The sequence below is a fragment of the Pseudomonas sp. TKO26 genome (assembly GCF_003225665.1).
Classification (GTDB): domain Bacteria; phylum Pseudomonadota; class Gammaproteobacteria; order Pseudomonadales; family Pseudomonadaceae; genus Aquipseudomonas; species Aquipseudomonas saponiphila.
In genome coordinates this window covers 1-12,553 of record NZ_QKLN01000037.1, presented here as the reverse complement: position 1 = coordinate 12,553, position 12,553 = coordinate 1, and the positions used below count along the sequence as shown (strand labels likewise).

General features: G+C 60.8%; 10 protein-coding genes and 1 rRNA gene. 6 read left to right on the top strand and 5 right to left on the bottom strand.

From position 1 onward, the window contains the following. Nucleotides 1–98 precede the first annotated feature (98 nt). The 3 genes from flgM to DNK59_RS25750 all read left to right on the top strand — a co-directional run bounded on the left by flgM (nt 99) and on the right by DNK59_RS25750 (nt 1,775). A complete protein-coding gene (gene flgM / locus DNK59_RS25760) occupies nt 99–416 on the top strand; it encodes a flagellar biosynthesis anti-sigma factor FlgM (RefSeq protein ID WP_092311657.1) in 318 nt (105 codons plus the stop codon). A 48-nt stretch (nt 417–464) separates the two neighbouring features. After that, entirely contained in the window at nt 465–932 is a 468-nt protein-coding gene (locus tag DNK59_RS25755) for a flagella synthesis protein FlgN (RefSeq protein WP_110725069.1), read from the top strand. A 96-nt stretch (nt 933–1,028) separates the two neighbouring features. After that, on the top strand, nt 1,029–1,775 hold the full coding sequence (locus DNK59_RS25750; protein ID WP_110725068.1) for a flagellar brake protein: 747 nt from the start codon (nt 1,029–1,031) through the stop codon (nt 1,773–1,775). A gap of 58 nt (nt 1,776–1,833) precedes the next feature. Here the strand turns inward: DNK59_RS25750 and DNK59_RS25745 are convergent, their stop codons facing one another. From DNK59_RS25745 to DNK59_RS25730, 4 genes are all read right to left on the bottom strand, one after another. Next, nucleotides 1,834–3,204 (bottom strand): MFS transporter, encoded by a 1,371-nt coding sequence (locus tag DNK59_RS25745; protein ID WP_110725067.1) that lies wholly within the window; start codon nt 3,202–3,204, stop codon nt 1,834–1,836. Between the two features lie 74 nt (nt 3,205–3,278). Then, a complete protein-coding gene (locus DNK59_RS25740) occupies nt 3,279–4,520 on the bottom strand; it encodes a glutamine synthetase family protein (RefSeq protein WP_177431305.1) in 1,242 nt (413 codons plus the stop codon). Between the two features lie 340 nt (nt 4,521–4,860). Continuing rightward, entirely contained in the window at nt 4,861–5,550 is a 690-nt protein-coding gene (locus DNK59_RS25735; RefSeq protein ID WP_110725065.1) for a sensor histidine kinase KdpD, read from the bottom strand. Further along, entirely contained in the window at nt 5,547–7,151 is a 1,605-nt protein-coding gene (locus DNK59_RS25730; protein WP_092311639.1) for a tetratricopeptide repeat-containing response regulator, read from the bottom strand. The genes DNK59_RS25735 and DNK59_RS25730 overlap by 4 nt, the downstream gene beginning before the upstream one ends. Nucleotides 7,152–7,673: 522 nt before the next feature. Between DNK59_RS25730 and DNK59_RS25725 the strand changes: the two genes are divergently transcribed. The 3 genes from DNK59_RS25725 to DNK59_RS25715 are packed head-to-tail and all read left to right on the top strand — an operon-like array spanning nt 7,674 to nt 11,903. Beyond that, nucleotides 7,674–10,004, top strand: a complete 2,331-nt coding sequence (locus tag DNK59_RS25725) for a hypothetical protein (protein WP_110725064.1) — start codon at nt 7,674–7,676, stop codon at nt 10,002–10,004. Beyond that, on the top strand, nt 9,995–11,236 hold the full coding sequence (locus tag DNK59_RS25720; protein ID WP_110725063.1) for a hypothetical protein: 1,242 nt from the start codon (nt 9,995–9,997) through the stop codon (nt 11,234–11,236). Before DNK59_RS25725 ends, DNK59_RS25720 begins: the two co-directional genes overlap by 10 nt. A gap of 7 nt (nt 11,237–11,243) precedes the next feature. Next, nucleotides 11,244–11,903 (top strand): DUF1266 domain-containing protein, encoded by a 660-nt coding sequence (locus DNK59_RS25715; RefSeq protein WP_110725062.1) that lies wholly within the window; start codon nt 11,244–11,246, stop codon nt 11,901–11,903. Nucleotides 11,904–12,445: 542 nt separating this feature from the next. Here DNK59_RS25715 and rrf read toward each other — a convergent pair. Continuing rightward, a 5S ribosomal RNA gene (rrf, locus tag DNK59_RS25710) occupies nt 12,446–12,553 on the bottom strand; the annotation flags it as partial.

Below are 12,553 nucleotides of genomic sequence, written 5' to 3'. Positions count from 1 at the left end.
AGATGCCTGCGTTGGCTTATCGACAATCGAGCCTAAAGTTTTTCAGGGTATGGCCGAAAACATGGCAAGCGTCCAAATACCCAGAGGTTTTCTTCATCATGGTCATCGACTTCAGCCGTTTAAACAGCTCCCCTTTACTGACAGGCAGTACGCGCACCAGCACCAGCAAGGAAACCGGCGATGCCGGCAAGTCCGTGCCGCTGGCAACTGCAGCCGAGACCAGCAAAAGCGGGGAATCGGTACACCTCAGCAATGAGGCTCAACAGTTGCAGAAAATCACCGACAAGCTGCGCGATCAGCCTGCTGTCGACAAGGCCCGAGTGGCCGAGTTGAAGCAAGCCATTGCCGATGGCAGCTACAAGGTCGACAGCAACCGTGTAGCCAGCAAACTGCTCAACTTCGAAGCCCAGCGCTAGCCTCAGGCTTGCGCCAGGCTTTTGGACGCTTAACTCCCAAGGCCAGCCATGCACGACACGAATCTACTGCAACTGATCAACGATGACCTTGCCCCAGCACAACAACTGCTGGAACTGCTCAGAGCCGAATCCGTAGCCCTGCACGGTCGTGACATGCCGTTGCTGGAGAATATTCTGGCGCAGAAGCAAGCCCTGGTCATTTTGCTGGAACAGCATGGCCGCAAACGCACAGAGATCCTCGCCAGCCTGAACCTGCCAACCAATCGTGCCGGCCTCGAACAACTGGCCAGTCACTCGAGTGTGGGCGATCAGCTCCTTGAGCAGAGCAGCCTGTTGACCCAACTGCTCGCCGACTGCCAGGCCACCAATGAACTCAATGGCCGCTCGATCCAGATTCAGCAGGCCACCACTGCCAACCAGTTGAAAATCCTCAACGGCGGCGAACCCCCAGCCCTATATGACGCCCGCGGCTCTACCTCTATGCTTGCGAAGCCCCGCCCACTCAGTCAGGCTTAAACCCCAAAAATGAGCGCGTGCTACCAAGCCGTGAAACATGCTGGCAGAATGCCAGCTCCTGCGTGTAGTTGTATTTTGTCTGGAGATTGATGAACCGTGTTCAACGCCTCAAACGCGGAAGATGCTCCGCAGCCACCCAAGGTGTTCACCACTGCGTTGGAAATTTCCTCCAACCTGCGGCTGCTGCAAGAGAGCCACGACCCGCTGATCATCACTTTCCATGAGCGCAGCCAGCGTTTCCAGAGCTACCTGGTGGAAGTGGACCGCGACAGCAACATGATTGCACTCGATGAAATGATTCCCCGCGATGGCGAGCGCTTCCTTCTGGCAGGCGAGCCGTTTCGCGTTGAAGGCTTTCATGAAGGCGTGCGCATCGCCTGGGAAAGCAATGGCACTCCAACCCTGGACGAGTCCAATGGCGGTCGCTGCTACCGCGCTACCTTGCCGGACGAGGTGGTTTACCATCAACGCCGCAACGCTTTCCGTGCCGCACTCAAACTGGCGCAGTTGGTGGATATCGAACTGAGCGGCGAAAAACTCAAATCACCGTTGACAGGCAAGTTGCTGGATATCTCCGCCACCGGCTGCAAGTTGCGCTTCGATGGTGATATTTCCTCGCGCCTGCAACTGGGTCAGGTATACGAACGTTTCATCGCCGCCCTGCCCTTCGGCAACATGACCGCCCCGGTCGAGCTGCGTTACCTGCATCACGAAGAACGCATCGACACCACTTTTGCCGGCGTGCGTTTTCATAACATGAGCGGTCTGGTCCAGCGCCAGGTAGAGCGCTTCGTCTATCAGTTGCAGCGTGAAGCACGGCGCTTCGACAAAGACGACCTCTGATTCAGCAAACACCAATGAAAACGGGCAGTGCCTTGCGGCAACTGCCCGTTTTGCATTTCTAGGGTCTGGCCCCGCTCAGGTGATCCCGAGCGCGATCCTCGGGCGCCCCCTCATCCGTCGCTTGCGGCGTATCGGGTCCTGCAGGCGCAGCGGGGTCCGGCACGGGAGCGGTCTGCATCTGATCCTGGACCACCTGCTCGTCTACCCGCGGATCGAGAGCCGCCACCAAAGGCGAACTGGACATACTGTCCGGCATTGCCACGTGATGCAGCGGCGCGTCGTCCACCTGATGCAGATTGGTCACCGCCTTCGGTCGAATCCGCCAGACCAGCACCAGGGCAAAGAAACTGAAGAAGGCATAGAGCATCTGGCTGCCAAACAGCTTCATCAGCACCCCAGCCACCAACGGGCCGACGCTCGCCCCAACGCCATAAGTGACCAACAACATCGCCGTCAGCGACACCCGTCGATCGCTTTCCACATGGTCATTGGAAAAAGCCACCGCCAGCGGATAAAGGCAGAACTGCACCAGCGAACAGAGGAATCCAAGGACGAACAGCAGCTCCAGAGGCACCGCCGGCAGGACCGCCAGGGGCAAGGCCACAACCGCCAGGAACAAGGCAAAACAACGAATCAACAGCGCCCGGTCATAACGATCCGACAACCAGCCCAGCGGCCATTGCACCACCAGCCCGGCAAAGATGCAGCTCCCCATGAACAAGCCCACCTGCTCGGTGCTAAGCCCCTGCTGCGAGGCGTAGAGCGGCGCCAGACCGTAGAACGAGCCGACGATCAGGCCCGAGCCCAGCACGGTACTCAAGGACTGCGGCACCCGCTTGATAAAGAACCGCGGTTCCATTGGCGCCGGGTGCAGAGGTGCCGGGTGAATACGCCGGGTCATGGCCACCGGCACCAGACACAGGGCAAAGCATAGGGCTACCAGCATCAACAGCTCCGGCCCCAGAGCCGGGTGCATGACCAGTATCAACTGACCCAGCACCAGCCCCAGGTAAGAAGCGATCATGTAGCCGCTGAACACAAGCCCACGCTGATTGGCGTCGGCCTGCTCATTGAGCCAGCTTTCGATGACCATGTACTGACACATCATCCCCAGGCCGACGATCATCCGCAGCACCAGCCAGGCAGGCAGCCAGTCCACCAGACCGTGCCCAAGCACCGCCGCGCCAACGATCCCGGCACAGGTGGCGTAAGCACGGATATGTCCGACTCGGGCAATCAGCCGATGACCCAGCTTGCCGCCCAATACCAGGCCGAAATAGTTCGCCGCCATCAGAGCCCCCACCCACAGGCCATCGACATGATCGGCAGCCAGGCGCAGGGCCAGATAGGTGCTGAGCAGGCCCGAGCCGATCAACATCATCAGCGAGGCGAAATAAAGCGCTCGAAAGGATTTCCAAATTTGGCGCATCGACGTTCCGAGCGGCTCCTTGAATGAGGTGCCGGGCCCCTGACAGATCGAGGCCCGGCCAGCGACGGGTTAGGTTATGCCTGGGCCGCTAGCACACGCCGCTCCCAGGGAGTAATTTCATCAAAGAAGCTGGTCAACTCCATGGTCTTCGAAGCGATGTAGCCTTCGATGAACTCGGTACCGAACAGTTCCCTGGCCAACTGACTACGTTTCAGACGCTCCAGGGCCGCATGCAAGGTACAAGGCAGGGACAAATTGTCCGGCACTTCAAACTCACCCTGGATCGCCGCCGTGGGCTCCAGCTCATTCTCGATCCCATGCAGGCCCGCAGCCAGGCTGGCGGCGATGGCCAGATACGGGTTGGCATCCGCGCCCGGCAGGCGGTTTTCCACCCGTCGCGCCACCGCTGAACTGGCCGGTATGCGCAGCCCCGCAGCCCGGTTGTCATAAGACCAGCAGGCATTGTTCGGCGAAGCGTAAGGATGGCACAAGCGTTGATAGGAGTTCACGTTAGGCGCGAACAACGCGGTGAAATCCGCCAGGCCGGCCTGCAAGCCGCCGATGAAATGACGGAACATCGCCGTCGGTTGCCCGGCCTCGTCACTGAAGACATTCCGCCCACTGCCGATCTCCACCAGGCTCTGGTGGATATGCATGGAACTGCCGGGCGTGCGGGCCAGCGGCTTGGCCATGCAGACCACGATCAATCCGTGCTTGAGCGCCACTTCCTTGAGCAAGTGCTTGAACAGGAAAGTCTGATCCGCCAGCAGCAACGGGTCGCCATGCAAAAGATTGATCTCGAACTGGCTGACGCCCATCTCATGCATGAACGTATCGCGGGGCAGGCCCAGGGCCGCCATGCATTCGTAGACTTCCTTGAAGAACGGCCGCAGGCCGTTGTTGGAACTGACACTGAACGCCGAATACCCTTCTTCCCGCCGACCATCCAGGCCCAGCGGCGGCCGGAAGGCCTGGGAGGGATCGTCATTGGCCGCAAACACGAAGAACTCAAGCTCAGTGGCCACCACAGGCGCCAGGCCCAGAGCCGCATAACGCGAGATCACCTGCTTGAGCTGGCCCCGGGTGGACAAACGCGAGCTTTCGCCACTGAGCTCGTCCGCGTCACAGATGGCCAGCGCCCGCGGCGCCTGGCTCCAGGGCAGGCGATGAATCTGCCGAGGATCGGCATTGAGCGCCAGGTCGCCGTCGTCGCTGCCGTAAAACCGTGCCGGCGGATACCCGCCCATGATGCATTGCAGTAGCACCCCCCGTGCCATCTGCAAGCGCCGCCCTTCGAGGAAGCCCTCGGCGGTCATCACCTTGCCCCGCGGCACGCCATTGAGATCCGCAGTGACGCATTCAATCTCATCAATGCCCGTCAATCGCTCGGCGAGTGAACTGTGGCCATCGGTTGTCATGACTCAATCCTTGTTGTTATACGAGCCGCGAACGGCGACCCGTACAAAATACGCATCACCCGTTCAGGATTTCAAGCAGGCAAGAATAAAATCCCGGGAAGGAACCAGCTCCCGGCGAACAACCCGTAACGTCAGTCCCGACACCAACCCTGGGCAGAAAGAAAGCAGCCCCAAGCAAGCGCCGAGCACCCAGGTCAGGCCTGTCAGAACGCCCTCTGCACCGTGACTGACAAGACACTCAAGGCAGATACAGCTTGAACAGTCCGCCGCCCAACGGGCCTCCATTGCTGATCCGGGTGTGTCCGCAGACCCCGTTGCGCTGATGCAACTGGGCAATGCGCCCGGCAAAATACAGCCCCAGCCCGGTGCTGCCGCTGCTCTGATTGATGCCCTGCAGATAATCGTCCTGGCGCTCGATCAGCGCCTGCGGGTAGCCGTCGCCGTCATCGTTGACGGACAGCACCACCTGCCCCTCTTCGTCACTGACGGTAATCAACAGTGCATGACGGGCATAACGCAGCGCATTGTTGATGCAATTGGCCAGCACCGAGGCGATCAGCTCCCGATCGAAAAAGCCCAGGGGGCTCAACGGGTCGACCTCATAAGTGGCCGAGATGCCGCGGCTCTTGAACACATCCTGATGGCTCACCAACTGCGCCTCGATGAAGTCATCCAGCTCATGGTAGGCCGGTTGCAGCGGCAACTGATTGACGCCCAGCTTGTACAGCCCCAGAAGCTGCACCAGCATGCCGTTGAGGTGGGCGAAGTGGTAATCGATCACTCCCTGCTCGGGCGCCCGCGGCGCCTCGGACAGTCGAGCCTGCCACTGACCGTGGGCCTGCATCAGCATGGCCAGGGAGTTTTTCATATCGTGTACGGTGGAGGCGATCACCGTGGAAAAATCGAGCGCCTGTTGCTCTTCGTTCATTCGCCAAACGCCTTGCTTCGCAGCTTCTGGTAGCGCGGATAACGCGCATCGGTATCGGGCATCATGCCGACCATTTTCAGGCACGCCTGGCATTCTTCCAGGAGTGCCGCGTCTGTATTCGGATCCGTGCCGTGCAACAGCGACTGCGCCATATTCAGGGCAATACTGATGTTCTTCGGCTGCATGGCCAGGGCCTTGCGGAACAACTCGCGAGCCTCGCTCAGATTGCCGGCCTTGTAACTGCGCACGCCCTGGCGGTTGATGTCGGCCGCCGCATTGGAGGAACTGAGAATAGTCGGATCATCGGTGAGCTTGGCGATGTTCTGCATGACTTTCGGATCATCGCCGTAGATCTCCGCACAGTTCTTCAACATCGTCGCGCCGGCACTGGCCTGCCCGAGCATCTGCAACTGCTTGGCCACCAGCAAGGCGGCTTCCGGACTCATGAACTGCTCCATGCCGTCCAGACGCATCAGTGCCTGCTCGGTGAGCTTCTCCGCAGTTTCCGCATCATTGAGCAGCAGACTGGTGGCTTTCATCAAACGCGCACGAATCTGTAGCCCCGGGTCGCTGGGGTTTTCCTTGGCCACCGCACTCAGGGTCTGATTGATCTCCAGGCGGGTGCGGGTATCCAGGCCCTTTTCGCTGCCCTTGCTGATCAGGGCATGGGCCAGGCCCAGGTTGCTTTCCGGATCCTTGAAGCGCGACTGGGCGCCCTGGGATACAGCTTGGCGATAGGCCCTGGAAGCACTGTCAAAGTCTTCGTTGGCCATGGCCAGCTTGCCCAGCAAGGCCTGGCGACGCACCGCCAGCGGAGACAGGCGCACGGCCTCTTCGAGCACACTCTGGGCGCGCTTGGTATCCCCTTCGGCCACCAGCACATCGGCCAATCCGTCGTACAGCCCCGGCATCATCGGGAATGCCTTCAGGGCTTTTTCGTACACTGCCTTGGCTTCACCTGTCTGCCCACGCTTGAACAGCAAGCGACCAAGGCCGACATAGGCCCAAGGCAACGGACGATCGGCCAGGATGCTGTTGTACAGGCGCTCCAGGGCTTCGTTCTGATGCATGTCGCGCAGGGCATCGGCCCGGTAGCGCAGACACAGTGGCGCGTAACGCGGGTCCTGCTTGCACAGGGCGACGCAGGCGTTGAGCACTTCCACCGGTTTGCCCCGGTCAAGGGCCTGGAGAATGGGCTTGAGCAGGGTCTTGCGCTGCTGCAGACGCTCCAGGCGCTGGGCCAGGCCGGAACGGTTGAACGGCTTGGTCAGGTAGGCATCAGGTTCGTGTTCCAGGGCGCTGAGCACCATCGCCTGGCTGCTCTCGGCAGTCACCATGAGGAACACGCTCTCGTGACTGATGAGCTTTTCCAGCATCAAGTCTTCCAGCACCTGCTGGCCGTTTTTCTTGCCGTCGCCCAGGTGGTAATCCTGAAGAATGAAGTCGTAGCGCTTCTGCGCGCACATGCGCAGGGCCTGTTCGCCGCTATCGGCGGTGTCCACATCCTTGACGCCCAGCTCACGCAACATCGAACGCACCGAACTGCGGAAGTCCGAGAAATCATCGACGATCAAAAAGCTCTTTTGGTGGTACGCCAGCATCGAAGATTCCAGGCAAGTAAGAAGATCAATCCAGGGACAGCAAGACCCGCCCGGCTTCGCAGCCTGTTTTTGGCGCGCAGATAATAGCTGCTGGCCACAGGCTATCAAGCACTTTCAAGTCGACCTGTGATGCATGTCGCCGCTTGGGAACACAATTGTCCACTGAAGTTATCGGCCGGACTTGCCAATCCCTTATAGAGGCCCGAGAGGATTTAACAGTTGCCAGCCTAGACGGCCCGGCGCAGAAAAACAGCGTTGCTGCATGGGCAAACCTTGGATTCCGATACATCACCTGATAGCGTGCTGCGCCTTGAAGCCTCGATCGTTTTTGGCCTGGAATACCGACGCTGCGCGCAGGGTCGGCCAAAGGCAGAGGGTCTATCAGTAGCAGGTGCCAAGGCTTGCTACCCGGGTGTCGAGGGATCGGCATGACACTCGAAGACGGTACCCACGACGAGGCAATGCCGGTTCGCCAGGCAGTGCATCACGGGATGCGCAGGTCATTATCAAATGGAGTTAACGATGGCGCATGACAGCAACGTGATAACCGGCATCGAACTGGAACAGTTCATGGACCGTCTTGAGGCGCAACAGCAGGAGCAGGAAGGCGATACCTGGCTGGCCCAACTGCAGGCGCAACCCCTGCGGGCCGACTCTCTGGCATCCATCGACCGCCTGCACACCCTGTGGATGCAGGCCGGCGACTCAGCGGCGGCCCGGGCAGTGATCGAGAACGATGGCAACGCCTTGCTGCAGGCCTCCCCCGAGCCGGCGCGCGCCGAACTGCTGATGAACCTGGCCATCCTGCGCCTGCGGGTCGCCAGTTATCTGGATGACGAAGCGACCCTGCTCGAGGTCCTCGAACAGCTCAACCAGATGGCCACGCAAACGCTGGACTTCAATGTCGAGCATTACCGTCGCTTCCGGATCTTCGACGAACTGGAGGGCGGTCGCCTCGAAGTCGCGTTAAAAACCATAGAAGTGCGCTACGCGCTGACGCTGAGCAACCCTGCTCGTGTGGCACTGCGAGCCTGGGATGCTGCCGATCAGCATCAGCGCCGCGCCCGCGTCCTGGCCTATCACCAGTACGATGAAGACGCCCGCAGCGCCGCCCTGGAAGCGATCAATGCGCTGCGCAGCGCCGGCCCTGATCAGGACATCGACGAAGGCGACTGGCTTTGGCTGGGCAATGCGCTGATCGAGATCATCCCCTTGCGCCTGGCACTGTTCGAGCAACCCATCGCCCATCTGACCGCCCACCTCTCCCTGCCAAGGCGCCGCGAGTGGGAGGTGCGCACCGCACGCCTGGCCGCCCGCGCCCTGCACGCCCAGGGTGACCTGGCCGGAGCCTTGAAGATCTGTAACGCCGCGGCCCTGAGCCTGGACTCCGACGGCGGGAGCAACTTCATCGAATACGAACTGCCCTGGCTGATGGAAGCCGGGCGCATCGAGGAAGCCGGGCATCGCGCTTTCATCGATGTCTACGAGCGACAAACCGAAATGTGGCCGGCCACCGCGCGTTTGATCCTCAACCGCTTGCAGGACCCCGAGGATCACAACCCCTGGTGGCCAATCTGCGTGATGCGCGCCTGCATCAATGAAGAGGTGCTGCAGAGCTTTCTCTCTGCACTGCCAGAGCTCGATGCCAACGAGGCGGACGCCTCCCCGCTGCTCGCGGCGCTGCATTCAGCGATGGAGGATCCGCAGTTGCTTGATCCACTGTTTGCCGCAGCACGCGCCGAAGCCCTGCGCCGCGCTCCCGAGCAGCCGTGGATCCGGCGCCTGGCCGCCGTGCATGACGCTGAACGCGGCCTGATCGACGCTGCCAGCGAGGCCAGCCAGCTGCAGGCGGCCATCCAGGATGGACGGATGCAGGACAACCGCAGCGCCTTTTCGCTGTTTGCCGCGCAGGTCAAGAACCTGGGGGTGATCGAGGCCCTGAAGCAACCCAAGCCGATCCTGGCCAGCGGCATGTATGGCTACAACTACGCGGCGTTCATCGACGATCTGGTGGAAGCCGAGGCCGACAAACTGCCCAAAGCAGCCCGCGACCAGGCCTATTGGTTGCTGCGCGAAGCACAGAGAGATGCCTACGAGCAGGGCCAGGCCCATATGGAGCGCTACTTCGCCAGCGGCAGCGGTCACCCATTCGATGCCTGTGCCCACCTGTATTCCATGCTCTGCAACAATCTGGCGATCAACTATCGCTATTACAACGAACAGAACCGCTACGAGGAGGCGATTGAGCTGCACCTGCGAGGTCTTGCCGCCAGCTCGTTCGCCGAACACTACAACGGCCTGCTCAGCGCGCGCATTCGCATGGATGACAAGCCCGGCATCGTCGAAGCCGCAGAACAGCTGTGGCACTACTCAGCGGAATTCGGCTACAGCCGCCACGATCCAAACGACTACATCGCCTCGGTGGCCTACGCCCTGTACTCGCTGGATCGCGACAGCGAAATCCTCATCTGGCTCGAACGCCTGCTCAAATGGCAGGAAGAGCAAGGCGTCAGCGACCAGCAACTGGACAGCTCGGCCCTGTTCGCCCGAGTCAAGGTGGCGCGCTACCTGGCCCATGCCCACCCGGATAATGCCGACAGCCTCTGGCAGCGCTATGAGCCGCTGGTCCTGGCCATGAACGAAGTCTCGGTGATGTCCTCCTCGGTAGACTTCCACCACGCCCGGGGACGCACCGCCGAAGCCATCGACTACTGCACACGCACTTTGGCCCTGTGCAATGACGAAGATGACTACGACATCAAGTGCCGGGCCCGCACCGAACAGCTCCTGGCGCAGCTCCAGGCACCGGCGCAGACAGTCGGCAAGAAAAGCTGGTGGCAGATATGGAAATAGGCACTGAGCCACGCACCTCCAGCTACGCCCCGCGCAATCTGCTCAATGCCGACCAGCTCAAGGCCGGCATCGCCCAACGCAGTCAGGGCCGGGGTGATGAAGGGCCGGTACAGAGCTGGCTGCTCAATCACTTCTACCGGCATCTGGTCGGTAACTTTGAGCCGGCGCGCGCCATTTTCAGCCTGGAGGAAGCCGCTAGCGCCCTGGGCAGCGATACCTTGCCCATCTGGGTAGCCGGGCACTTCAAGGCCGCAGCCAAGGCACTGAACGAAGAAAACCCAAACGCAGTAGCACCCTTGGTATGGATCGATCCACAGGAACCGCAGCTACTGCATCAGGAGGCCGTGCTCGTAGAGTTCCTGACGTCGCGCAAAGGCACGGCACTGGAGGGCAAACTCGATCGCATCACCTGCCCCCAGGCCCTGGCACTGTGGGAAAAAGAGCATGCACAGATGGCTGCCCGGGTCGAACAGGGCTGGCGTCAAAGCTCGGCCGACGCCCTGGACCTGACCCTGGCCTGCGCCGATCACAACTGGGTCGAGCTGCGCCCGCAAAGCCCGTTGCTGCGGGCGGAAATGGCCTTCGAAAGCTACGTGATGCGTCACTGCCTGGGGCAGTTCGCCAACCGCCGAGCCTTGACCGGTGGCTACGGCGAGCGTTATGCCGAAGCCGTGGAGCAACAGAGCATGCGCGTGTTCAGCCTGCGTGATGCCCAAGGCCAGCCCCACATCACCGTCAGCCTGATCATCCAGGACGACGGCGCTTTGACCGTGGAGCAAGTCAAAGGCAAGCAGAACCGTCCCCCCATCGAACGCTACTTTCAGGACCTGCTACGGTTCCTCAATACTCTGGATACCGACCTGCAGACCCCGGCCGACTGCATTGCCATCGGCATCGTGCGCACCGAAGCCGGTTGGCTGCGCATTGAGGAAGTCAGCGACGCCCAGACCCAGACGCGTCTGGTGGCGCATTACCCACAACTGCTCTGTCGGCTGGATGCCCCTTCGGCCATGGTCGAGTGGCTGGTGGCGGCCCGTCAGTCGGACCTGCTGCTGGAGGTGGCCCCCCAAGCGCCGTCGGTCAAGTACGCCACCCGGCATATCTTCAAGAAAAGTCCCTGGCCACAACCCCACGCCGACGCCCCGTCATACCGGACCGAAGGCGTGACATGGACAGATATGTCCCCGCTCCAGGCGGAGGAAATAGCGGCCTGGCAGGCCAGGAATCGGTGAACCGCAAATGATGACAGTAATAGCAGTAGCCTTTGGCGCCTGGCTGCTCTGGCGCTACTACCGCCGCCAATCACCTACCTCGCTGGTGGTGTTCACTCCACGCAAACGCTGGGCGTTGACGCTGGCGCAACCCATGGTCGATGCCACCGGGATGACGGGCTTCTTCGACCCCGATACCACCCACTTCATGGATCAGGCGAAAAGCACTCTCAGGGCCCCGCTGCTGCATCAGATCGGTTTTCGCAGCAATGCCACAGATGAGGAAGTCCGTGAGCACTTGAATAACACTCTGGAACGCCAATGGTTTCGGGTTGACTTGCACGGCCTGAACGCCAGCGACGACCCGCGGGCGGCCATGGCGTTTGCTTGCGTGCGCAGTGCCTTTTTCGTCCGCTGCGCAATACTGATGGGCTGGATCGAAGTCGAGAGCGGTTGGCGGATCCTGCTCCTCAACGCACAGCGAGCCCAGGACTGCTTCAACGACTGGGAGGACTTCGGCAAAGCCTTCATGCTCGGACGCAGCCAGTGGGTAGCGGCATTCAGGGCCGACTCACTGGGGCAGGCGTTCAACGAAGCAAGCCTTGGTCGACTGCTGACGCCGGGCAGCGGCGTGTGGGCCGGGGTCGCCTGGCAAGGGTTACCGGCGTTCTCGCCAGTGGTGGATTGAAATCGCTGAAGTGGGGAAGTGTCCTGTTCTCGCACCATTGAATGGACTCATCGGCCTGTTGAGGCCCCTGCCCTTCATCTTGACGGGAGAGGCTAGGAGGAACTCCACACCGCTTGGAGCCTTGCAATGGGTCATGTACTGACAGAACCATCCGCTTAGCGCATCAGCCGCCAAGGTGGTTCCAAGGAGGAGCATGACATAGAGCATTCCCCCTCACCCCGTCGAGTATCAACAACACCGGCTACCACGATCTGAGCAATCGCGGGTGATTTCGTGATTTGGTGCCGAGAGGCACTCTCTTGCTACAGGGCCTGATCGGAGAGAGCGAGAACAGCGACTCTGGCGCTCTCAGTCGACCGTCCTCCTTCTCCCCAACGTATACGCCAATGGCAGTAGAGCCTTCTGCAACGAGAGTAGGCCGCAAGCCTGGCACTCGCTGGCAGCCGTAAGCACACGAGCGTGGCCAGCCCCAGCAACGCAACTTTTCCGCCGCGCAAAAACAAAACCCCAACTGCTTTCGCAATTGGGGTTTCGGAATTTAATCTTGACGATGACCTACTCTCACATGGGGAAACCCCACACTACCATCGGCGATGCATCGTTTCACTTCTGAGTTCGGGATGGGATCAGGTGGTTCCAACGCTCTATGG